This is a genomic window from Bacillus sp. AFS059628 (genome assembly GCF_002571225.1).
GTDB lineage: Bacteria > Bacillota > Bacilli > Bacillales > Bacillaceae_G > Bacillus_A.
Genome location: NZ_NVEC01000021.1, coordinates 1 through 22,912 on the forward strand (window position 1 = coordinate 1; position 22,912 = coordinate 22,912).

A 22,912-nucleotide genomic window follows, 5' to 3' on the forward strand; every position below is an offset into this window, starting at 1 on the left:
TTTCATTGGGTCACTTCAAAATAATAATGAAGTGTTTATTTCTCGTTTGCTAACTAAAATTTTGTATTTTAACAGGTTTCATTAATAAAAATATTTTAGACTATAGAATGAATCATTAGACAGTTAAAAAAATAAGGAAAAAGGGAAGAACTACCAATATTCTTTCCTTTTTCCTGCAATTAGGGTCTCTATATTAATGAATATAGAAGATTATAAAATGTTGGATGCAACAGTTTACTCTCAAAATTATAGCAGGAGTAACAGGTATTTTTTATGCAATATTGCATAAAAAATATGATTTATCAAATATACATGTCTAATGAGGAACACAAAAACTCTATAGAGGATGAATTTAATCCTTATAGTTTCTTTATAGTGAATTAAAAGCGGCAAAAACAAAAAGGTTAATTTTATCAATACGAGTTTTTCTTTTACATATTAAAATGGAAGTACCCTTTCAATGTATACTGACCCCTTCACAAATCGTGAAGGGATTTTTTTAAAATAAATGAGTTTTATAAAAAACATATAAAATGTCAAACTAAAAAACCAGTTACATATGTGTGTTTTTACATTTGTAACTGGTTTTTTCCTAATTAAACAATTTTATCAAACAAAAAATATAAAAACATCGAATCACTTATTATACCAATCATACCCTAGACGGATAATATTTGCGTCGTTATAAGAACATGAATTCTCTTCTAGAAAGGTCTCAAAATCTATAAAGTTGTTTAAATATATTTCATTATTTGTTAACCAAGTTGCATCACATTCATCACATACGTATACAATCTGATTTAGTTTTTTAATTTCTGCTTTATAAATTAGCCCATTCCCATCGCATCTAGGACAAATAACTTTCTCTCTAAATAGTTTCATGTAAATTTTCCTCCATTAATTTTTAACTGGATATGAAGTGATAACCTTATTTGTACCAGGTCTTACTACTATTTTAACCGCAGTTTCACCTTCAGTTCCTACAATTCTTCCCATAGGAATTATATATGCACCGGAGTCGCCAGGTACATGGGTACCTTTCTTAGACCAGGCCTCGTCTACTAATTCTAATAACTTTGTTTTATCAACATTAAACACAGAATGTGTAGGTTTATTAGGATTAGGTTTTGTATGATCTAGTACATGCTTCACGCGATTCCCATGAACACTACCTAGAGTATATTCAAGTCCACCAGAAGAAGTCCATGATTTTGTTTCTTTATTATAAGTTAATTTTCCAAACTTACCTAAGATAGGGAGTTCCTTTAATAAAAACTTATTACCAATTTTAGATAGCCCAAGCATTAGCACTGATTCGCCTGGTATCGGCATAGCTTGTAAGATTGCTAAATCACCATCAAATAATGTTTCATAGATGCTTCCTTCAGCGTCCCTACCTAAATCTACATCACGTTTCGCATAATATCGAATACGATCGTCAATTTGTGCATCTTCTTCTAACATCTTCCCACTAATTGCAACACCAGGATCCCATTTATTTAGTACCTTTTTATAGGCTATCAGTGACATATAAAAATCAGAGTTATAAAAGCCTGTCAAATCACCAAAATAGAACTTCATTTTTTGTAAATTCTTTTGTAATTCTAAGATAGCACTTGTGTCAGTCGTTTTATTTAATTGATTTAGTGCATTCATTAAATCTGGGTCCGTATTAAGGTCTTTATTGTTCCAAAGCTTCACATAATATATTCCCGCAGCTGTAGGTTTAAAGCTGTTAGAAGCATTTCCAGGGAACATCGTTTTTAAGACTTCACCACTTGTATTTTCGATGGTTGCTACATTATTTGTAAGATTTATTTTTTGTTCATTTAGTGAGGTAAGATTCACCTTATAATAATCTACATCATGTAAAGATGTAAGATTATGATCTTTTATTTGATCCCAGTTTACAGTTTCTGCTGTTTGTTTCGTGCTATTAAAATCACTTTCAGCCATTAATGTTGTTTTTAAAACATTTTGTCCAGAAGGATTAGATAGTTTTAAAACATACGTTTTTCCTGCTTGTAAATTATATTCAATTTTTGCATAATGAGTACCGTATGGACCACCTGAATCCATGTTGGAAGCAAGTCTTTGTTCTTCCTGATATAGTTTTAATTCATTTCCTGATCCTTGTTCTTTTCCTTTATAAGGCATAGTAAAGAATCTGTATAATCCTGTTTTATCCGGTTTGAAATAAAAATCCATAGAGTTTTTATTTTCATTAATATCAACAGGTATAAGATTCTTTAGGTTAACGTAATTCGTAATTTTATAGTACAGTGTAGCACGATTTACTATGTTTGAACCTTTTAATCCAATCGCTTTTACTACTGTATCAGCTTTAATAGGAATAGCACCTGTATAGGTAGAACCATGACTAGCTGTAGGTTCTGTTCCATCTAATGTATATATTATTTTATCTGAGCTTGTAGAAGTTAGGGTAACGTCGATTGGATTCCCATAGCTTCCCTCAGGATAATTGGTACTTAATAATCCAGGACTGTGCCAACCATCTCGGATAACTTGGGCATATGCCCAAATATATACCTCGCCTAATTTTTGATTAAAGCCATCATTAATTGCCTCATTTATATTCTTCCAAACATGTTGTTGCTCTTTATTTAAAACAAACCCTGAGAAATAATGAATTTTTTCTTTTGGATAACCTAAATTTTCTTGTGCAAACTTTAATGTTTCTTTGTGCTTATCCATATGTCCATCAATCAGGTAATCGTAGTCCTCGATCATAAAGAAGTCCAGATTTGGATATTTCCACTGTTTTTTAGGAAAATTGACGATTGACATCATCGGTGGAACACGATCTTTATCAATTACAGAAGGAGTAAAGAATAAAACAGTAAATTTAGCATTAGAATAGGAATTTTTTAATGTATCACGTAACAGTAAAGAAAATTCACCATTTTTGTTACTTAACCACTCTAACATGTCTTCATGGCCAGTCATGTCTTCCGTTGATGAGTGAAACTCATACATAGGATATCCATTTTCTTTTTCAAATAGGTCTTTTGTAGCTTGATCATAAAAACAAGGCGGCTTCCCTGCAATATCTTCTTTATGCCACCACCAAGGTTCTCCTAACTGGACCATCGGTGTAATACCAGCATCGCTTGAAATTTTAGCTAATCCTAAAACATATTTTTTATAAAAAGCTTTTACGTCTTCATTCGTAAAACTTAAAAGATGAGGAGTGGGTGTCCAACCAGTTGTACCAGGAACATTATCCCAAGTACGTTGCCACCATGACTCTGGAGCATCTACAGATTCCATTGAAATAGATTGTATAAGATCCATATTATTTTCTTTTAAACGTTTCGCGTAATTCCTATACCACTCTTCAAATCCTTGATTAAATGGATAATCTGTATTCATTTCGACGCCGGAATCCGTCAAAATTTTGTCATAATAATGAGAAGCACCTATATAAAAATTAACTAGCTTACTAAACCCTAATTTTTTATAATCACTTACAACCCTTTCAGGAGTTAAATTATATATGTCATCATAATCATCAGTCATTCTCACATTATGACTTGGGGCACTTTTAGGCTCATCCATTAAATATGTATTTCCTGATACTTTCCAATTATTAAAATGAAGTTTGAATCTTTCAGACTTTCCTAATTTTTTGCCAGATTCAGAAGACTGATATCCTTGTGGAACAACGGACCACATAATTGATTTTATGTTATTTACAGGTATCTTCTTCCAATTGGGATCTGGCGTATATTTTCTTTGTTCGGTGTTGTAGCTATATGGCGTCCAACCAGCATATAAGTTATTAAAATCTATTTTAATATGTCCAGTTTTCCCATTGGCAGCTCCTTCTTTTCGATTTTCAGGAAAACGAATTTCTTTACCTACATCTCTTGTGGCACCAAGTTCCCAAGATTCCGCAGGACGATCTACAACGTAATTCCAAAGACGTACATAATGAACTTCACCATTATTGGTTTCAATTGTTAAACTGGGTGCTAACCCACTGTCCATTAGGTTCGTAAAGCCTTCAATTTTATAATCATATTCAAGGTTAACATTACTAAAATCAGGTTTCGTTGGGTATTTTAAATCAGGGTGACTATAATTATCTTTAGTTTCCCACTTTACTCCAACTAGATCCTTTCCTGTTCGAAAATTACCAGCAACATAAAAGTTATTTTTATCCACAGTAACCGTTGATGCATTCATATCGAAATTAAAATTGGTTACTAAATATTTAGGCATTAATTTATGAATTGCAGTAGAATTTGGAGGTGTTTCAGCTTTTATGTGTAGCTGAGGTAACCAACTCAATTGAGAAAGCAATAACACAGCTGTAATTATAAATATACTCCATTTTTTAAACATATTTTTCCTCGTTTCTGGGAATCTTATTATTTATTAGTCCATAAAATTTCTAAAATAGATAAACAATTAATTGTTTTATAATTAAGAATATTATTCTTAAAAAAGAATGATTAACTTGAATTCATTTTATTTACCCCCAGGAATGTTAGTTAGTAACACATAACGATATTAAAATATAAAAAATATAATGTAAATAAATTCAAAGTAAAATTTATGGTTTTTATCACTTATTTTAACTTAAATAAAATTTTTGAATCATTTAAAATAAAACAAGTTTGATGAACTTATTCCAAACTTGTAATTACACATCTTAAAACGAGCTTTACAAAACACACAAAATGTTAAACTCATAAGAACCAGCGATATCATATGATTTTCTATGGTATTACTGATTTTTTTCGCTATAAAATGAAAAGAATAAGATTATCAGCTTTACAAAATAAGTTTATGGTTAAGGTAAGTTTTACATAAAATAATTATCTTTATTTCTCAATTGATATTAGAATATTCGCATTATGTATTTTTTTATACTTTTATTGCATAAAGCATTAATCTAATCTCATAATGTATTGAAAAAACAAAGACATTAAAATTAAATATTAATAAAAATACAAAATATAAAAAATATGTAGAATACTGTCTAATTTATTATATTTCCTCCTCTTTATATAACAATTAATCTATTAGGTGAGAAGAATAAAATCTTACAATAGATTATAGGGGGAGAAATTTATGAAGAAAATTTTAGTTGGTGCAATAACAATAGGAGTTATACTAGGATCTGGTAGTAGTTTTGCTGCTGCAGATGAACTTGATAGTATTTCTAAAAATGAAAATACAATTCAATCGATATCTGCTTCAACCACAAAATCAATAACTACGAATCAATTTAATAAAGTTTATGCAGCCATGAAAAAATATGAAGGTACACCGTATAAATATGGTGGGAATAGTCCTAAAACTGGATTTGATTGTTCGGGGTTAATGCAATGGGGATATGGGACACAAGGGATTAAATTGCCACGTACAGCACAAGATCAATATAATAAAACTACACGTATCGCTAGAAGTGCTCTCCAACCAGGAGATTTAGTTTTCTTTAAAGGAACAGTTCCAGGCAAGTCAGGTATCACTCACGTTGGTATGTATATTGGCAACAACAAGTTTTATAATGCTAGTAATTCTGGAGTTGGTGAAGCTAGTTTAAATAGTTCTTATTGGAGTAAATATATTGCAGGATACGGTCGAGTTAAATAAAAATATAAGATTTAATAAAAAGAACTGAAGTTCATTTTGACTTCAGTTCTTTTTGATAATTATTTGCTTTAAACTATCAATCTTCAATAATTTATTAAATTTTTCATCTCAGAGTGGAGAAAAATTATAAGACAAGAGAAGCAATAAAATAAAATTGTTATATCTGTATGAGTAGTTCTTTACAAAGGAAAAAAGTTAAAATCACTTAAATATGCCATGTAAGAAAGTAAAAGCCGCTTACAAAAAAGCCCTTTCCATTGCTACAAAGCAATAGAAAGGGGGAAGTATGATGAGTTATCGTATTGGTGAAGGGTATAAATAATGATATGCCTTCAAAAATATTTTAGCATGTTCATAAAAGAAATAAAGGGGGAAATTTAACTTGATGAAAACCTGTAGAATACTTTGTAAAATTAGTTTTTTTGCAGTCTTCTTTAAGGGTTTCGTTTTTTAAAATGTCAGCTACTGTTTTAACTACTTTACTAACAGTATTTTAAAAAGAAATTTCTCCCTAAATGAGATCCTCTTTTCCCTTCATTAATCTTATTGTTGAGATAAGAGAATTCTTTCCTTCATTTTTAAAATGATTTCATCAGAATTAATTTTTTGGGCTGATGGAACTCCTAAAATAGAAGAAGCTCCCTCACTCGCATATACTTCTTCTCCATTTTCGTGAGAAACAATAAATAACCCTTGTCCTTCAAATTCAATATATATAATTTCTTTAATTTGTTTTACATTTGTTTGTATAGACCTATAGATTTCATATAAATCTTTACTACGTTTTTCTCCCCCCATACGTATAGGCTCTTGTTTATTTGTAAAAATTAATCCCTCTGGATTGTTTCTATTTAAAATAAACCATAATTTTTCATCTGTGGGCAATAAATATTCAGATAGCTTTTTGGAGTCATTATTTATAATGTTTTGTTGTTGTATTTCATAAACATGGAAAAAAAATGTGGATATTTCTAAAGTTGAATTAGACGTAAAATTATGATTTTGATAAAGTTGCTTGCCGTCTTTTAATAGAGCGCTTTTACTATTTTGATAATCTTTTAGTGCTATCTTTTCAGGTGACTCTTTAGAATTATCTGTTGCTTCAGCAATTTTATTCAAACTTATTAATGCAATACTTAAAAATAAGCCTAAAATTATAGCCCTCAGTATCTTTTTCATAAACTTATTTCCCTCCTTATTTTTTAATATCCTCTACTAATGCCTTGAACTGTTTCATTCCACCAAAATCTATCGTTATTTTTAAATGATTCAAAGTTATGTTGATAATGATCTCCATACCAAGGATCCATATAGGTAATATAGTTCATATTATTCATACCTTTAAAATAACCATCTAACACAAGAAAATGACCAATATTCCCTCCGTTTTTCCAATTAATTAGTGTAATCATTGGTTTATTACTATTAATTTGGCTTCTAAACTCATCATAAGAAAGAGTTCCTCTACTAATTGTTGAAGTTAAACCAAAATAAATAAGGCCATTTTGTATTTCTCTAGAAGTAGCTGGATAATTGTATAAGCCTCCCTTTACATATCCTACAAATTGCTGTTGTGTAGTTGGTTGCCCAAAATAGTTTAAAACAGATACTGAAGTACCTGCCCAACACCAATTAGACTGCTGTTGTTTAATGTTAGGAACATTTAGTTTAATAGTTGTTGTAGAATTAGGTGGATTTCCATTTATAAATGCCGAAGCAACATATGCTTTTTTCCCGTTTTTAAAAAAATAAAACCAGCGATTATCTATACTTCCAGTCCAATAATCTTTTAAACCCTCTCCATATTCCCAACCATTGAAGTAAACGGTTTGATTTCCTTGAAGAACATCTATTATATTTCCAGTCGAATCTTTATTATCGCGCACATTTACCCCGATAGGAGCAGTTACACCTGAAAATTCAACTTCTTCGGCAAACACATCATTGACATTAGAAAAATTCCACAGAGATAAAATAAATACAACTATAATTAAAATTCTTTGTGCAAGCTTCATCTTCTCACATCCTCATATGATATGTTGAAAACACTATTAAAACGAAAAATTAAGTTACTTAACTTTTTAAAATTTCAAGTACACACTACTTTTTTATAACCCATGATGTAACGCCCCTTTCATTTTATTTCTATACTATTTTAATTTATTCTAATATCCGCATAATTCCTCTTGAAATTCTAATATGTAAAAAATATGACACAATTAAAATTTGGTTCTCGAATGCTCCCTAGCTAGCAAATAGGAGCATAAAATGTGAGACAGGTAGTCAAATATGGCTGTTATAAGAAAATAGTAGATAGAAAAGGAATCAATCAATAATAAATCATAAAAATACCCCTAGAGAAATCGCAGGTGTTTTTTATAGATGAAGTCTTTAAAAACATACCCTTAACTCATTTTTTAGAAATCTACCTTCCGTTCATTAGTTCCAATATTCTGAGTTTGTTTTAGAAATAGACACTACTTTATTTATATGAATATGCAATTATTCATATTTATATAAATATTTTAAAAGTAATTGTATATTTAAGTTTGTAATTATACTTTTTATTTTACTTATATTGAAGGGGGAAGATGTATGAAAAAAACTGTTATTACATTACTTGCTGCAGGAACAATGGTAGGTGCGCCTTTTTCAACTGCGTTTGCAGAAGAACAAGCATCTCAAAAAGAAGTAATGGATAAAATGGAAGTGCAACAAAAGAATTGGAATGAGGAACAAGGAAGTCCATCATTTCTTTCAGGTGAATTATCTGATAAGAAGGTAGAAACTCAAAAAGCAGTGAAAGAGTTTTTAGAAGAAAATAAAGAACTATTTAAGGTAAATCCACAGACGGATCTAACACTGAAAGAAGTAAAATCTGATGATTTAGGTATGAAACATTATATTTATACAAGGTCTGTAAATAAAGTGCCAGTTGATGGTGCACAATTTATTGTTCATACAGATAAAGAGGGCAAGGTAACAACAGTAAATGGAGATGTTCATCCAGCTGCTGCAGAAAGTCTGAAAGGTAATACAAAAGCAAAAATTACAAAAGAAACAGCTCTTTCAAATGCTTGGAAACATATTAAACTTACAAAAAATGATACCTTAATAAAAGTAGATGGAAATACATTAGATCAAGTAAAAGAAAACTTAGAATCTACAAATGAAAAAGCAGATTTAGTTGTATATGAAAAAGACGGAAAGTATTATCTAACGTTTAAGGTGCAACTGCAATTTATTAAACCTTACGGAGCAAACTGGCAAATCTATGTGAATGCAGAAGATGGATCAATCATAGATTCATATAATGCAGTTACAGACGCAGATAGCCCTCAAAAAGGTTATGGATATGGAGTATTAGGCGATCGGAAAGAACTGAATACAACCTTTGATAGTGTAAAGAGAAAATACTATTTAAAAGACACAACAAAGCCTATGAATGGAGGATATATTGAAACATTTACAGTAAATCATAGTGATGCAGATTATCCAGTTAACTATCGTCTTCTGGATGATGATAATGCTTGGATAAATAAAGATCAAGGACCTGCGGTCGATGCTCATTATAATGCTGGAAAAGTCTATGACTACTATAAAAATATTCACAATCGTAACAGTATTGATGGAAAAGGGAAAACAATTCGTTCTGGAGTGAATTATGGAGTGGATGTAAACAATGCATTTTGGAATGGACAGCAAATGATTTATGGAGATGGTGACGGACGTGAATTTATTCCGCTTTCTGGTTCTCTTGATGTTGTCGCACATGAATTAACTCATGCTGTCACACAGTATTCAGCTGATCTTCGTTACGTAAATCAATCAGGCGCATTAAATGAATCGTTCTCTGATGTATTTGGATATTTTGTTGATCCTGCAAACTTTGATTTAGGAGAAACTGTGTATACGCCTGGTATTTCTGGAGATGCACTTCGTAGTTTATCAAATCCCGAAAAATATGGACAACCTTCTCATATGAAAGATTATCAATACCTTCCAGCAACTGAAGAAGGCGATAACGGTGGAGTACATATTAATAGTGGTATTCCGAATAAGGCCGCATATCTGACAATCAATGCTATTGGTAAAGAGAAAGCCGAAAAGATCTATTATCGTGCATTAACAACTTATTTAACACCAACAAGTGATTTTAAACAAGCTCGTACAGCTTTATTACAATCTGCAGCTGATTATGATGGCTATGGTAGTGCAGCATATAAAGCAGTAGAAGATGCTTGGAATCAAGTGGGCGTAAAGTAACTTAAAATCCGTTTATAATATTTTTATGCTTTTGAAATTTAAATCATAAAAGGACCTATTTCTTGTCATATACAAGTAGGTCCTTTTATAGTTTTAATTATATTTATAAATCATTATAAATAGCATAATGGATAAAAAGAGAGAGTCTTATTATGAATATTTCATCAAGTGGAATCACTCAGGTATTAGATCAAACAATGATTTTGGTAGGACTGGAATCCAATCTAGCAATGATAGAATTTAACTTAGATACAGAGGTAATTTGGGTAAATGATCACTTTGCGCAAGCTTTGGGTTATACAATTAGTGAAATGAAAAACATGGTACATAAACAATTTTGTCCCTATAATTTTGTAAATAGTAGTGAATATAATCAGTTATGGGAGAATTTAAAAAAGGGAATTAAGTTTCAAAAGAAAATTCAGAGAGTTGGTAAAAAAGGCAATTTAACTTGTTTTGAGGCTACCTATATTCCAATTAAAAATGAACAAGGAGTAGTAGAGGTTGTACTAAAAATTGCAACGGATATTACAAATCGTGAAAATCAAACAAGAGAAGTTGTTTCACATTTAAAGAATTTATCTATAGATTTAGGAAGTAAGGTAGACATTAATTCTAAGGAAAATATGAAAGCGTTACAATCTTTAAAAGAACAGACTGATTTAGTAAGTGAAATCGCTCAAATGATTAAGGACATTTCTTCCCAAACTAATATTTTATCTTTAAATGCAGCAATTGAAGCGGCAAGAGTAGGAGAACATGGATGTGGATTTGCAGTAGTAGCAGAAGAGGTAAGAAGATTGGCCAGTAATGTTGATGGTGCAATAAAAAAAATAAATTTAAATGTAGAGAGTATCACAAATGGTGTAACTATTGTTAGGAATGTGACTGAAAAATTGCAAAGAGAAGTGATTAATAATCAAACTGAAATTAGTAATACAATGGAAAAGTTCGAAAATATTGTTGGGTAAATGTAATTATAAATAACGATCTTTTGAAGTTAAGTTATAAATTCTATATAAAAAAGAAAGCCATGTCTTATATGCCTTTCAAGTGATTACTATTTTCTAAAGAGGGATGAAAGTTTAGGTATATATAATGGCTAAATAATTTTTTTGCATATTTTGTTGGTAATAGAGCATGATATTACCAAATTCAACGGAGGTGTTTAAAAAATGCAAATTCGCGAAAATAATAATTCAAACGAAATTTTAATAGCAGCTGCAGCAAGTGCAATTGAACAAATGAAATATGAAATTGCTCAGGAGTTTGGTGTTACACTTGGACCGGATTCAACAGCAAGAGCAAATGGTTCAGTAGGTGGCGAAATTACAAAACGTTTAGTTCGTATGGCGCAAGAGCAGTTATCTGGTCAATATAAAATTCACTAAAGTTAAAGGTATATCCCACGGAAGGGATATACCTTTTTAATTTGCCTTTAAAGAGGATAGTGAAAATTTTTACTACTAGTTAAATTTAGACACTGCAAATTTGGCTGTGAAATTCATCTTCTTCATGTAAGAAGAATTTACTCCTGCTTGAAATTGAACGGAAATATTACCGTCTTTTTGTGCTTTGAAGACGCGACCGTATGGTGAATTAGCATTGTATGTGCCAATTACTTGATCATCTGCATCAAAAACTGTATAAGAAATTGGGAACCCGGAATTTTGTACAAAGACTGTAAGTTCTTCCCCATTATTAAGATTAAATGATTCTTTTTGAGAAACTTCATAGGAACTCATAGAGTAATATTTTGTGACTTCTTGAATGTCTAAATTTGTAGTTGCCGCACTCGCTTTAGGCGCCTCTGCTCCTGGTAAGTTCATACCTGATAGTACTGCAATTCCTAATGCCCCTGCTAAAATAACTTTTTTCATAATGCTAGTTCCTCCTTTAATATATTGTGGGATTTGAAAAGGAAGTGAAAATATCACTCCTTGAAACTATTATAGTTACAATGAGAATGGTTTTCAATGAGATTTGATATGTAATTCTGCATACATAAGGTGTCGATATAAGGTAATCTATCCGAAGTTTAAAGTATTCTTAAAGAAGGAGAGGACAATTTTTCAAAACTATGAATGAGATGGTGGCTGGTTTTTATATACGTTGGTTCTATAAGTAAATATTTTGTTGTTTTCTATCGTGCATTGTATATAATGTAAATAAACACTCAAATGTTGATAAAGTTGTATAATATGGAATTATTAAACAAAATTAAATGATTATATGCTATAATAAAGCTGCAATAAGGTTCAGCATCCTAATCTTATTGTGTATATTTAGCCTATGTATGTCGTTTGTATTAAAAATAAGAAGTCTCTCAAAAAGAGGCTTCTTATTTTTTTGATAGAGGGGGAATACGGATGATGGATTATTATCAAATTTTTTTATTTGCGATGGCATGTATTGCCTTGTTTTTTTATATACTACATGCTGGGAAACCAATAAAAAGAAATAAATGGAAATTTATTGGTGTAATATTTTTATTTTTCCTTTTAAATTATTTATTTCTTAAATTCGTATAGGTAAATGTAAGAGGAAATATGTTTGTTGCTCTAAAATTACAGTAAGAAGAACTTTTAAGACAAAAGAGAGCTACAGGAAAAAGTCCAATAACTGTCATAATTTTTGTGCGAGTTTAATAAATTGATATGCGATAATTTAACTATAGGGTTATTTGAATGTGATAAAGGTAAATGAATAATTGAGTATGAAATTATAAGGTTTTGTATTCAATTGTTAATTTTAGTTATACGTGTTTAGCCTTCACTTACATTCATGCTCTTAATATAGTAAGAAATTCAATAGGAGGGGACTAGTAGTATGAATAAAAAAATTCTAGGACAGTTTAGAAAAATGGCAACAAATAAAAAAGGATTAAGTGCTGCTGCAGTAGCAGTGGGAATTATGAGTACAACTCTTATTCCTCAAAATGCCTATGCACATGGGTTTGTTGAAAAGCCAGGTAGCCGTGCAGCTTTATGCAGTCAAAATTATGGGGCGCTGAATTCAAATTGTGGAAATATAATGTATGAACCACAAAGTTTAGAAGCTCCTAAAGGATTCCCACAGGGTGGACCAGCAGACGGGAAAATTGCTTCAGCAGGAGGCCTGTTTGGTGGGATTCTTGATCAACAAACAGCTGATCGATGGTTTAAGAATACGATTAAAGGCGGAGAAAACACCTTTACTTGGAAATACACAGCTCCTCATTCAACAAGTCAATGGCACTATTACATCACGAAAAAGGGATGGAATCCAAATAAACCTTTAACAAGAGCAGATTTTGAGCCAATTGGTACTGTAAAACACGATGGTTCTAAAGCATCTAATAATTTATCACATAAAATCAATGTACCAACTGATCGCAGTGGGTACCATGTTATTTTAGCTGTTTGGGATGTAGCTGATACTGTAAACGCTTTCTATAATGTAATCGATGTGAATCTAATAAATGATGAAAAACCAGATACAGAAGCACCAGCTCAGCCATCTGGACTACAAGTAGTAAAAACTACCTCAAATAGTGTAGAACTTAATTGGAAACCCGCAACAGACAATGTAGGAGTGAAAGAATATCAAGTGCTACGTAATGGAGAACTAATTAATACGGTAGTCGGTACAAGTGTAATTGATAAAAAATTAAACCCAAACACAGAATATACGTATACAGTAAGAGCAGTAGATGCTGCAGGGAATATATCTGAGAAAAGTGAATCATTAGTTATTAAAACAACAGAGGAAAAACCAGATACAGAAGCACCAACCCAGCCTAAAGGATTACACAGTATGGGAACCACTACGAGTAGTATTGATTTAATGTGGAGTCCATCGGAGGATAATGTAGATGTGAGCCATTATATTGTATACAGAGAAGTTGGAGGGGCCATGAAAGAAATAGGTACTGCTAATACAACTTCATTTATGGACAAAGATTTGCAAGCGAATACAGTATATAAGTATGTAGTATCTGCTGTCGATACATCTGGTAATGAATCAATGAAAAGTGATGCCATCACAGTTACAACAAAAGGACAAGAAAACTCTTATGAACAATGGGATGCGCGTAAAGCGTATAAAGCAGGAGATAGAGTAGTTCATGAGAATAAGGTGTATGAGGCAGTTCAGAGTTATCAAGGGAATGGGGATCCAAATTGGATTTTTGCATTGTCATTATGGAAAGAAGTAAACTAATAATGACAATAGTGAATCCCTTTAGTTTTTAAACAATGGGACAATTATAAGAGAGGGTATTCCTATTTTTAACTCTGAATATAGTTTGAATATCAAGTTCTGCATTTTCAATACCTATTAATAGGGAACGAAACCTTAAAACTATTATTCAAAGTACCTAATACGAATAAAAAGATTAGGTACTTTGAATAAATATTTGATAGATAATAAAAACAATAAGATATGAAGCAACCTTATTATTTAATTTGCCAATATAATTGGCGCTGTGTACATTGTATCTACGCGTCCATCTGCATGTGTTACTTCAATTTTCATGCGATATGTTCCTGGTTCAGAAATTGCTCCACCATTGCCAGTCTCAGCATCAAAATCTTCATATACATTTGTTCCAGCTGGTAATAATGAACCATAGTGAAAATCAGCGTCATAATAATTCCAACCAGTATCGTATTGTTTTTCAAAAGATGCTGTGTAATGTACATCATATGTATTATCATTTGTTGCTCGTAGAATGATATTTTGTCCCAGTCTGTATTTCGTATCTGAAAGTTGAATTGTGAAATTATTTAATGTTTCTTTAGGACCGCAAATATAACGACAATATTCGCTCGCCCCATCAGCATGAGTTTTAGGTGTTTCCACATTCATTGCTGCTAAACTGCCAAGAGCCAATGTTCCCGCTAATAATACTTTACTAAATGTTTTCATTTGAAATTCCCCCTGAGTATGTTTTTAATTCATTCAACAGATGTCACATCAAGTAGTTTTATAACATTAAGCAAATTGCATGCTCTTTTTTCTTGAGTACATTTGCTACCAACCTTCCATCTTGTAGTAATTCAATCTGTACATAAAATTTCATGGTTTTAAATCCTATATATGTATCTTAATGTACATTGAATAGATCCTTTAATACTTCGATGATACGTTTGGTTTGTTAACTTGTATCACCTCTTATTACCTTTTATTGGTAAAACGATAATTTCATTATACATAAAATTGGAATCTACTAACAAGAGCCAATAACTTTGATTTATCCATTATCGCGAAATAAAGGAATTAAATAGAAATGTTTTATACAAATGTTGCAGATGCTCAGTTTGTATAGTTTTTCTTATTACGGGGTTCTTTTGGGTCTATATAATTTTAGTTATTTAAAAAGTTTAAGCATTAGATAATTCATGTAATACCTTAATGCTATTAAATATTTCATAATGTTGATAGTAAATTCTGTTTTATTTACTATCAACAAATCTTTTACTTACATGCTCAACGGAATCTATTTTAGAGGTATTCTGAAAGTAGAACAGAGATTATTAATGTATGAGCGAAATTATATAATTACATATCTCTATATAACAATCAATGTATTTTATGTTAATATTAATATGGTAGGAATGAAATTATTTGTAATAATAAATTATAGAAATAAGGGGATTCCAGTATGAAACTAAAAAAAATGCTTTTAATAGGAGCTACACTTGCTACGACGACATTAACATCGTTAGCGAATGTACAGGCAGATACAGCATTTAAAGATGTCCCTGCAAATCATTGGTCTTATGATGCAATTATGCATCTAAAAGATAAAAAAATGATAGCTGGCTATGGAAATGGAATGTTTGGATTAGGCGATAATATTACGCGAGGGCAAGTAGCTCGTCTGCTATATGTGTATCTACAGCCATTACTTGTAGGTGATAGGTTTGAAGATCAATTTAAAGATGTAAAAGGTACTATGTTTGAAAAAGAAATTTATGCTGTTGTCAGTTCTGGTCTTATGAATGGGTATGGGGATAATGAATTTGGACCAAATGATATTTTAACTCGTGAACAATTAGCGGTAATTTTACAAAAAACATTTAATCTAAAGCAACAATCTATTACTACTTTTAATGATGTGGAAAAAAATTATTGGGCTACTGAGGCGATTAGTGCCCTGCAAGAGAACAAAATTGTTATGGGCACAGGTAACAATTTATTTGAGCCTAAAAAAGTAGTAACTCGTGAGCAGTATGCACAGTTTCTATATAGTGCAATGCGTAAGTTAGAGAAGCCGGGACAACCTGAAGTAATGCCGTTAGGGATACCGAGATCCATGGTGACAGATGATTTCACTTTTGATAAATCGTTGGTTGATATTGTTCCTGTGTATAGTAAATCTATATCTAAAGAGGCGCAGAATCTCATTAAAGAGATAAATGAGAAATATAATCTAGATATAAAGTATTGGGAGACAAGTGCTGTACTACATTTAGCTTCATCTAAAATGTTAAAAGAAAATAAAGATTGGCATGGACCATTGAGTATAGATGAAAAGGGCGGTAATAATTTTACTATTAGCTTCGAAAATTATAACCCATCTATTGAGTTGACGAAAAGATGGGTTACTATGATATACCCTGATTTGAATCTAGACAAAGAGATAGATCGATTGGTCAAAAATGTAAATGTGGAATATGCATTTGATAAAGGTCGACATAAAATAAAAATGGGACAAACGGCTAATTATAAGGGCTGGTACATTTATATTGGTGAATAATTAACCTTTTACAAGGATTTAAACTGATAGAAGGAGTTATTATTGCGATTAAAGAAGCAAGTAATTGGATAGAAACAAACATTCACTCTATGTAGTATAGATTTTTAATAGAGTATATAAGATAATGTTTAGTTATTCCATATAGTACTGTTGGGAATCAGTATTGTATGAAAAATGTAACGTTTAGGAGCTAATTTGAGTAGGAAAAATAGAAACGATGAAGTTTATAAAAGAAAATAGAGAAGAGCATTTTCGTGAATTAATTGCTAGTAACTAGCAGGAAATTGCAAAAAGAAGAGTTAATCAAAAATTAACTCTTCTTTTTATTTAAAATTAATTTCTATACTCGTTATACCACAGTTTATTAATTAGATTGTGCATAAGATCAATTTTTACTATAAAAGAGATTTAAATGGGGATAAATTAGCATTCGTAAACCAAATTTCATAGAAAAATAGCTCTTCTTATAAAAGGTGTTTCTAATAATTATTTTGGAATTATACATTTAAAATTAGGTGATAAACTAATTGGGAGAAGTAAAAGTGATAAAACGCATTTTATTTGTTTGTATTATTTTGGTTTTGGATAATGATTGTAGTATGAGGGTCTAATAAATTTTTAATAGACATTTGTTAATTTAGCATCTCTAAATGAAGAAGTGTAAAAGAGACTTAATTACATTAAAAGAGGCATACATATTATTAGGGTTAACTAAAAAACGAAATATAAAGGATATCTTGGGTTAGGGAAATTTAAAAGCCTTGTCATTATAGACAGGGCTTTCAAAAAAGGGACACAATTGACAACTGAAGGTGACTCTATATTACCATTTTTGGTATTTTAATTCCAGGTATCCATATTGAGAAATAAAATGATTATTTTGTAGAGTGTGAGATAGGAGATACTGCTTATCAATTTTTCAGGACAGGAAGGCAAAAGCAGAATTTTTTATTTGCTTTAACCAAAGGGTAGGAGAAGTGCTTTTATTTAGTAAATCGTGTTAATCATAGATTAATGTTATGTAAAAAAACTGTTTTCAGGATAGATGTCCTTTTTGTTTTAAGAAGAAAAAATATTTTCTCAACAGGACAAATCGTAATCATCTATAAGTACTATTTATAAGGATAATAAGAAAAATAGAAATTAATAATAAAGGAGAATGCGAAATGAAAACAGTAGTAACTGATAAAGATCTAGTTGAAATCCGCGAAGAAGACGTAGATGTTTTAAAAGTAATGGCACATCCAGTTCGATTACAAATTGTAAGTGAATTAATGCACCATAAAATGTGTAATGTTACGCAGTTAACGGAAATATTAAAACTCCCACAATCTACTGTTTCACAGCATCTATCAAAATTAAGAAGAACCGTACTTCGTGCAGAAAGAAAGGGATTAGAGATGCATTATTATATAGGTAATACTAAAGCTCGTCAGATTGTAGAAATTTTAGGTTTTTAGGTTAATAATATGTGAAACGTTTCCCGTCATAAAGCAGGAAACGTTTCTTGTATGTTTAACAAATTGTACACATTAAAAAAAATAAAGCTAAGAAAGCGAGATGTCTAGAATATTTAATAAGGGATACACATGTAAAATTGCATACTATCTATTCCCGATAATTAAATAAAAGTGTAACTATAAAAATTACATTGAATAGATATTGAAAACATCTATTCTCATAGGATAACAATGGAGGTGAAGGTAGGTTACCTGATAGCTAGTGGTGTTAATCACAATGGCGTAAATGTCCAAGGTGTTGGAGAAGATAAGATGTTTGATATCTTCTATTATGCGAATACAGATGAATTAAATATGATTTCTGACTTTAAAGAATTAAAAGAGGGTTGTATTCGTGTAGCAACAAACTTATATGGTAAAAATTCATCTGAAGTACAAGCTGTCCAACAAGCTTTTAAAGCAGCTTATATTTAATTTCTATATAGAGTAAAGTGTCAGCTTTTATATACTGTTACGTATAAAAAACATTTTGGATTATAAGCAAGTACATGCTATTCATATGAGAAAAACTTGCTAGCGGGGTAAATTTAAAAACCTTATAATCGAATTAATTAATATAATTCGATTATAAGGTTTTATTTTAAATATAATAATATTTACTGTGATTTTTTATCGAAGAATAAATTTAAATCTGTTTTGTCTGTGTCATCTGCTAAAGCATTGTGTATAATATCATTTAATAATTGCATTTTTTCTTTTTCAAAGAATGGTACACTAATATGATAAGGTGTTCCTGCTTTTTCAATTCTTAATATTGTTTGAATGCCGCTACCTGCAATTCCAATACCTATTAGTAGAAAAATTAATCCACCAATAAAACTATCACTCAAAGTACCTAATCCAAATAAGAAGATTAGAATTCCTAAAATAATTGGTTTGAAAAAATACTTGGTAGATAACATAGCTCCAGAAATATTTTTTAGAGGAATGTTTTGTTGGTCTTTGCCAGCAGGAATAAATCCTAATAATGTGTTGGATAAATTGGTTTTTACAAACCTATTATCAACGTCTACTCTACCTTTTATCCAAAAGAATAATAGGCTAGTTGAAAATTCAAGTCCTTTCATCTTTTCATCTCCTGTTATAAATTATTAATAATAAAATTGCAATATATGTATATTAACATTAAAAGAAAGTGATGTATATAAATTTTTATAGATTGAAAAGATTAAGTAGGGATTAATCTTTCATGCATCAACAGTTGCAAAGCTAAAGAAATATAGAGCAGTCGTATTGAAAGAGAAGCTGAGTCAAGGTGAGGAATACCAAGACAATGACTTGGTGATGTGTACTTCTTTTGGAACACTAATTAATCCTGCTAATGTTAGACGAAGTTTAAATGCTTTGATTAAGAAAGTGGCTGTGCCAAAGATTCGATTTCATAATTTACGTCATACATATGCAACTTTGTTATTGGCTAAAGGTGTGAATGTGAAAGTGATTGTCGAGCGACTAGGACATAGTAATATCAAAATCGCATTAGACACTTATTAACATGTAATACCAACGGTGCAAGAATATGCTGTTAACAAAATAGAACAGCTTTTGTAGGGAATGTGACCAATTCTGTGACCATTGGTGTTATAAAGTATGAAAGTAAACAAATAAAAACCGCATCAAACGTTAATTTGACACGGTTTCTACAATTATGAACCCTACTGGCCTCGAACTCAAGACCTCCACCTTGTCAAGGTGGGGTTTAATTTATTAGTTTTCTTCTTGCATTATAAAATTCCAAAAACGTTTTAATTCTTCACGCTTTTGGGATGGAGCAAGTTTTATATCATTTAACCATTGATCTAGTTCTTTATTGTTTCTGTCCTCTTTAACATTAAAATCTCGCCCTAGAAGAAAATCAGTAGACACATTAAAGTAATCTGCTATACGTATCAAGGTATTGTAATCAGGTTGACGTTCATTGCGTTCATACATACCAATTGTACTTTCACTTAGTTGAAGCGATTGGGCAAGTTCTTTTTGTGTAATGCCTTTTTGTTTTCTTAAATCACGAATTATATTTCCAAACGTTTTCATTCTATCACCTGATAATATATTAACACATTGTGTGTTAAATAATTAAAATTTTTAAAAGTTGATAATTATAATCTATTGACAACACAAATCGTGCGGTTTATATTCTAATTAACAACACGGAATGTGGTTTTAGGGGTGAGAATGTATGAATTATGAAAGAGTAGCTGAAAATCTAATTAACTTAAGAAATGGAAGATCTAGAGAAGAGGTGGCAAAAGCAGTGGGAATCAGTATTAGTACATTACAGATGTATGAAAATGGACAGAGAATCCCACGAGATAATATAAAAATAAAATTAGCTAATTTCTATGGTGTTACAGTCCAAATAATTTTTTTTGATTCGGAACAACACGAAGTGTGTTGAATAATGTTAGACTTTTAAGATGCTGTAGTGATTTTTTAGAAATGTAAGCTTAGAAAATGTATTAGGCAATTTTACATAAAATTATAATGTTTTTATCATTATATATAAATTATAGGGGGGATTTACATGAACATGAAAACATTTGAAATGCGTGAAAAACGATTAGCAGAACTATTAGGTGCAAAAGTACTATGGGAGTTTATAAGTGCTGTAACAGAGGAAATAGAAAAACAAGAGTTAGAGTCTACACCAGGTTTATTAGAAGATCTATTCATACATGTGAAAGAGACTATACAAATTCAAAACATGAACAAGAGCATAACAAAAGCCCCTGTACAAACAGAGGCTGATGGTATAAATAAAGATACATTATTTATGGAAGCGTATGTAGAATTAATTAATCATAAGTTTGTTATTTCTGAATTAGCTGTAGAGCTTTCATCTGTTCTAAAAGAATTAAATTGTTTTGTTCAATCATCTTTGCCACAGCTTCAAAGTGAGCTTGATTCTCAAGAACCTCAATCTGCTTCTCTTTAGGGAGTGATTGGAGTATTTCTTTTATTTCTTTACACTCGTATATGTTATTCTCCGAGTCTTCAATTAATTTATTGCGACGATTGGTGTATTCAATTGCACCTAAAGTCGCTAATGCGCGAGGGTCTAACCCTAGAATTTCCATGTATTCCTCTCCTTTCCTCTACAATAATTCGATAGGGGGAAGGAGATTCCTTTAGTGATTTTGTTATATAACGTGTTACTTATTAGTGGGAATGTTATTTATCATGGATGAAATACAATTAAATTTAAAAGAATCCTCAAACTCTCAATCATTTTTCCTGACTAATCTCCATATGGAGGATTTGTTTATTTTTATTATGAATTTTGAATTGTATCCTTTAAAGGAGGCTAGATATTCATATGAAATAGGGGGCAAAGGATATATCAGAGACTTTTAGAAATGGAATACTAACAAGTGAAATTTTCTTATAAATTAAAAGAGTTAACCAATGTAGTAAATGTAAGGTGGTAGCAAAAAAATTAGTGACTTATAAACACTTCCCATATTGTCAGTTTTTCATCATAAGAGCACGTTTGAGTTTATTGATGTAGTTAGATTTGATTTAAAATAGACCGCCTGTATGGAGCGGTCTATTTTTTGTTAGGCTTGGTGACTGCTATTCTTTAACAATCGTATATTACGTTTAATTTAAGTATTGAGAGTAAAAGAATAGGAATAGAAAAATTAACGTTTTGCCAAATAATCTATTGAATAAACTTAAAGGGATAATAAGTTCTCCGATTGTAAGACCTTTAGGTTTATTCTTATTTGATCTTTTTATTAATTCTTTAAATATTTGAAAGTTTATTCTATTAATGAAAGACCAATTTGGTACATGTTTTGTATCTGAGCCTATTTTGAAAATGATATGAATACTATGTGCATGAAAACCGCCTATACTTAAAATAAGCATAAATCCTAAAATAATGAACCAAGTCATTTTTCAACACCTCCTTTCAGTATCTAATATTAAGATATTAAAACTGTTGAGAAAGTGTGCTATTGTCCATGAAAAATATTGAGAAATTATTGAGAGTCTTGCAATACTATTGATTGTAGCAGGGGAAGTAATGCTTGTCACATTATAGTTATCAAAAAGAGAACAGTTGCGTAGGCTATTTTCTTAAGGGGAAAGTGCGGAATATTTTTAATGATAATGATTAAAGCATTCCGTTAATAGTATGTGTATATATTTGCTGTTCATACGGTAAGGCAGCTATAAAATAGCTATCTTGTCTCAGGGAGATTCAAGAAAAGCAGAAATTCATTTTGAAAATAGATCGGGTGTTACCAATCTATTCATATTATCATATAGGATTCTGTAAATTATTCATAAGTTAAAATCTCACTTCATTTGATTTATTTAATAAATTGCATATCAATAGGATAGAAAACAAAATATAACATATATCTTAATTGAATAAATTATATGGCTCTACAGCATTAGTAACCAAAAATAAAATGTATTGATTATAATGGATACTATTTTTGAATATGCATAATATTTTGATTATAACTATTGACATTTAATTAGAAAAGTTTTATATTATAGTTAATCAGGGTGGCGGAAGGGAAGACGCGATCAAATTTTATTTGATGAGCTATATGCTTTTGAGGGTTCGAGTCCCTCACCTGATATCTATCTTTTTAAAGGCGTCCATAAAAATGGGCGCCTTATATTTTTATATTTTATACCATTCTCTTAAATTAATTTGTCTTATAATTCCCTCATGAATTAAAGACCTACAAAGTTTTCATTCTTCAATTACAATGGTATTTTTTTGAATCCTGATTACATTTAT

Annotated in this window: 19 protein-coding genes and 3 pseudogenes; 13 read left to right on the forward strand and 9 right to left on the reverse strand. The window is 30.7% G+C overall.

Annotated features, from left to right (window positions below; all coding sequences use genetic code 11):
* Window positions 1-636: 636 nt before the first annotated feature.
* Together COL05_RS08825 and COL05_RS08830 are read right to left on the reverse strand one after the other, a co-directional pair.
* On the reverse strand, window positions 637-882 hold the full coding sequence (locus COL05_RS08825) for a 3'-5' exonuclease (RefSeq protein WP_098668336.1): 246 nt from the start codon (window positions 880-882) through the stop codon (window positions 637-639).
* A gap of 15 nt (window positions 883-897) precedes the next feature.
* The gene (locus tag COL05_RS08830; protein ID WP_098668337.1) at window positions 898-4,368 is read right to left on the reverse strand and encodes a chitobiase/beta-hexosaminidase C-terminal domain-containing protein; all 3,471 of its coding nucleotides are present in this window, start codon (window positions 4,366-4,368) and stop codon (window positions 898-900) included.
* 732 nt (window positions 4,369-5,100) lie between these two features.
* Here COL05_RS08830 and COL05_RS08835 point away from each other — a divergent pair.
* Window positions 5,101-5,625 carry a C40 family peptidase gene (locus COL05_RS08835; protein WP_072180153.1) on the forward strand — a complete coding sequence of 175 codons (525 nt, stop codon included), beginning with the start codon at window positions 5,101-5,103 and terminating at the stop codon, window positions 5,623-5,625.
* A 543-nt stretch (window positions 5,626-6,168) separates the two neighbouring features.
* Here COL05_RS08835 and COL05_RS08840 read toward each other — a convergent pair.
* Together COL05_RS08840 and COL05_RS08845 are read right to left on the reverse strand one after the other, a co-directional pair.
* On the reverse strand, window positions 6,169-6,804 hold the full coding sequence (locus COL05_RS08840; protein ID WP_098668338.1) for a hypothetical protein: 636 nt from the start codon (window positions 6,802-6,804) through the stop codon (window positions 6,169-6,171).
* A 23-nt stretch (window positions 6,805-6,827) separates the two neighbouring features.
* On the reverse strand, window positions 6,828-7,640 hold the full coding sequence (locus COL05_RS08845) for a papain-like cysteine protease family protein (protein ID WP_098668339.1): 813 nt from the start codon (window positions 7,638-7,640) through the stop codon (window positions 6,828-6,830).
* Between the two features lie 580 nt (window positions 7,641-8,220).
* Here COL05_RS08845 and COL05_RS08850 point away from each other — a divergent pair.
* From COL05_RS08850 to COL05_RS08860, 4 genes and pseudogenes are all read left to right on the forward strand, one after another.
* Entirely contained in the window at window positions 8,221-9,891 is a 1,671-nt protein-coding gene (locus COL05_RS08850) for a M4 family metallopeptidase (protein ID WP_098668340.1), read from the forward strand.
* Between the two features lie 230 nt (window positions 9,892-10,121).
* Window positions 10,122-10,436, forward strand: a pseudogene (locus COL05_RS32265) (PAS domain-containing protein); the annotation flags it as partial.
* An 81-nt stretch (window positions 10,437-10,517) separates the two neighbouring features.
* Window positions 10,518-10,862, forward strand: coding sequence for a methyl-accepting chemotaxis protein (locus tag COL05_RS32270; RefSeq protein ID WP_483861166.1), 345 nt, complete (start codon window positions 10,518-10,520; stop codon window positions 10,860-10,862).
* A 204-nt stretch (window positions 10,863-11,066) separates the two neighbouring features.
* Complete coding sequence (locus tag COL05_RS08860; RefSeq protein WP_001167047.1) at window positions 11,067-11,282, forward strand: alpha/beta-type small acid-soluble spore protein; 216 nt, start codon at window positions 11,067-11,069, stop codon at window positions 11,280-11,282.
* Window positions 11,283-11,357: 75 nt separating this feature from the next.
* Here the strand turns inward: COL05_RS08860 and COL05_RS08865 are convergent, their stop codons facing one another.
* Window positions 11,358-11,771: a hypothetical protein gene (locus COL05_RS08865; RefSeq protein WP_098668342.1), complete on the reverse strand. Its 414-nt coding sequence runs from the start codon at window positions 11,769-11,771 to the stop codon at window positions 11,358-11,360.
* A 489-nt stretch (window positions 11,772-12,260) separates the two neighbouring features.
* On the opposite strand from COL05_RS08865, the gene COL05_RS31635 reads away from it, so the two are divergent.
* Window positions 12,261-12,422, forward strand: coding sequence for a hypothetical protein (locus COL05_RS31635; protein ID WP_218937603.1), 162 nt, complete (start codon window positions 12,261-12,263; stop codon window positions 12,420-12,422).
* Window positions 12,423-12,720: 298 nt separating this feature from the next.
* Window positions 12,721-14,091 (forward strand): lytic polysaccharide monooxygenase, encoded by a 1,371-nt coding sequence (locus COL05_RS08870; protein WP_098668343.1) that lies wholly within the window; start codon window positions 12,721-12,723, stop codon window positions 14,089-14,091.
* 240 nt (window positions 14,092-14,331) lie between these two features.
* Here COL05_RS08870 and COL05_RS08875 read toward each other — a convergent pair whose 3' ends face one another.
* Window positions 14,332-14,799, reverse strand: a complete 468-nt coding sequence (locus tag COL05_RS08875) for a hypothetical protein (RefSeq protein WP_098668344.1) — start codon at window positions 14,797-14,799, stop codon at window positions 14,332-14,334.
* Between the two features lie 736 nt (window positions 14,800-15,535).
* On the opposite strand from COL05_RS08875, the gene COL05_RS08880 reads away from it, so the two are divergent.
* From COL05_RS08880 to COL05_RS08890, 3 genes and pseudogenes are all read left to right on the forward strand, one after another.
* Window positions 15,536-16,633 (forward strand): S-layer homology domain-containing protein, encoded by a 1,098-nt coding sequence (locus COL05_RS08880; RefSeq protein WP_098668345.1) that lies wholly within the window; start codon window positions 15,536-15,538, stop codon window positions 16,631-16,633.
* 1,166 nt (window positions 16,634-17,799) lie between these two features.
* Window positions 17,800-18,093 (forward strand): ArsR/SmtB family transcription factor, encoded by a 294-nt coding sequence (locus tag COL05_RS08885; protein WP_098668346.1) that lies wholly within the window; start codon window positions 17,800-17,802, stop codon window positions 18,091-18,093.
* A 240-nt stretch (window positions 18,094-18,333) separates the two neighbouring features.
* Window positions 18,334-18,567, forward strand: a pseudogene (locus tag COL05_RS08890) (M4 family metallopeptidase); the annotation flags it as partial.
* Between the two features lie 182 nt (window positions 18,568-18,749).
* On the opposite strand, the gene COL05_RS08895 reads toward COL05_RS08890, so the two are convergent.
* On the reverse strand, window positions 18,750-19,220 hold the full coding sequence (locus COL05_RS08895; RefSeq protein ID WP_088083637.1) for a hypothetical protein: 471 nt from the start codon (window positions 19,218-19,220) through the stop codon (window positions 18,750-18,752).
* A 112-nt stretch (window positions 19,221-19,332) separates the two neighbouring features.
* Between COL05_RS08895 and COL05_RS08900 the strand changes: the two are divergent.
* Window positions 19,333-19,647, forward strand: a pseudogene (locus COL05_RS08900) (tyrosine-type recombinase/integrase); the annotation flags it as partial.
* 213 nt (window positions 19,648-19,860) lie between these two features.
* Here COL05_RS08900 and COL05_RS08905 read toward each other — a convergent pair.
* Window positions 19,861-20,187 carry a helix-turn-helix domain-containing protein gene (locus tag COL05_RS08905; protein ID WP_000846665.1) on the reverse strand — a complete coding sequence of 109 codons (327 nt, stop codon included), beginning with the start codon at window positions 20,185-20,187 and terminating at the stop codon, window positions 19,861-19,863.
* 145 nt (window positions 20,188-20,332) lie between these two features.
* Between COL05_RS08905 and COL05_RS08910 the strand changes: the two genes are divergently transcribed.
* Window positions 20,333-20,551 (forward strand): helix-turn-helix transcriptional regulator, encoded by a 219-nt coding sequence (locus COL05_RS08910; protein WP_001105579.1) that lies wholly within the window; start codon window positions 20,333-20,335, stop codon window positions 20,549-20,551.
* 126 nt (window positions 20,552-20,677) lie between these two features.
* Window positions 20,678-21,088, forward strand: a complete 411-nt coding sequence (locus COL05_RS08915; RefSeq protein ID WP_001056459.1) for a hypothetical protein — start codon at window positions 20,678-20,680, stop codon at window positions 21,086-21,088.
* A 665-nt stretch (window positions 21,089-21,753) separates the two neighbouring features.
* Here the strand turns inward: COL05_RS08915 and COL05_RS08925 are convergent.
* Entirely contained in the window at window positions 21,754-22,050 is a 297-nt protein-coding gene (locus COL05_RS08925; RefSeq protein ID WP_098668347.1) for a hypothetical protein, read from the reverse strand.
* Window positions 22,051-22,912: the final 862 nt, after the last annotated feature.

Coding starts and splice junctions, on each gene's coding strand:
- COL05_RS08825 (WP_098668336.1), bottom strand. CDS start 882: ATGAAACTATTTAGAGAGAAAGTTATTTGTCCTAGATGCGATGGGAAT.
- COL05_RS08830 (WP_098668337.1), bottom strand. CDS start 4,368: ATGTTTAAAAAATGGAGTATATTTATAATTACAGCTGTGTTATTGCTT.
- COL05_RS08835 (WP_072180153.1), top strand. CDS start 5,101: ATGAAGAAAATTTTAGTTGGTGCAATAACAATAGGAGTTATACTAGGA.
- COL05_RS08840 (WP_098668338.1), bottom strand. CDS start 6,804: ATGAAAAAGATACTGAGGGCTATAATTTTAGGCTTATTTTTAAGTATT.
- COL05_RS08845 (WP_098668339.1), bottom strand. CDS start 7,640: ATGAAGCTTGCACAAAGAATTTTAATTATAGTTGTATTTATTTTATCT.
- COL05_RS08850 (WP_098668340.1), top strand. CDS start 8,221: ATGAAAAAAACTGTTATTACATTACTTGCTGCAGGAACAATGGTAGGT.
- COL05_RS32270 (WP_483861166.1), top strand. CDS start 10,518: ATGAAAGCGTTACAATCTTTAAAAGAACAGACTGATTTAGTAAGTGAA.
- COL05_RS08860 (WP_001167047.1), top strand. CDS start 11,067: ATGCAAATTCGCGAAAATAATAATTCAAACGAAATTTTAATAGCAGCT.
- COL05_RS08865 (WP_098668342.1), bottom strand. CDS start 11,771: ATGAAAAAAGTTATTTTAGCAGGGGCATTAGGAATTGCAGTACTATCA.
- COL05_RS31635 (WP_218937603.1), top strand. CDS start 12,261: ATGATGGATTATTATCAAATTTTTTTATTTGCGATGGCATGTATTGCC.
- COL05_RS08870 (WP_098668343.1), top strand. CDS start 12,721: ATGAATAAAAAAATTCTAGGACAGTTTAGAAAAATGGCAACAAATAAA.
- COL05_RS08875 (WP_098668344.1), bottom strand. CDS start 14,799: ATGAAAACATTTAGTAAAGTATTATTAGCGGGAACATTGGCTCTTGGC.
- COL05_RS08880 (WP_098668345.1), top strand. CDS start 15,536: ATGAAACTAAAAAAAATGCTTTTAATAGGAGCTACACTTGCTACGACG.
- COL05_RS08885 (WP_098668346.1), top strand. CDS start 17,800: ATGAAAACAGTAGTAACTGATAAAGATCTAGTTGAAATCCGCGAAGAA.
- COL05_RS08895 (WP_088083637.1), bottom strand. CDS start 19,220: ATGAAAGGACTTGAATTTTCAACTAGCCTATTATTCTTTTGGATAAAA.
- COL05_RS08905 (WP_000846665.1), bottom strand. CDS start 20,187: ATGAAAACGTTTGGAAATATAATTCGTGATTTAAGAAAACAAAAAGGC.
- COL05_RS08910 (WP_001105579.1), top strand. CDS start 20,333: ATGAATTATGAAAGAGTAGCTGAAAATCTAATTAACTTAAGAAATGGA.
- COL05_RS08915 (WP_001056459.1), top strand. CDS start 20,678: ATGAACATGAAAACATTTGAAATGCGTGAAAAACGATTAGCAGAACTA.
- COL05_RS08925 (WP_098668347.1), bottom strand. CDS start 22,050: ATGACTTGGTTCATTATTTTAGGATTTATGCTTATTTTAAGTATAGGC.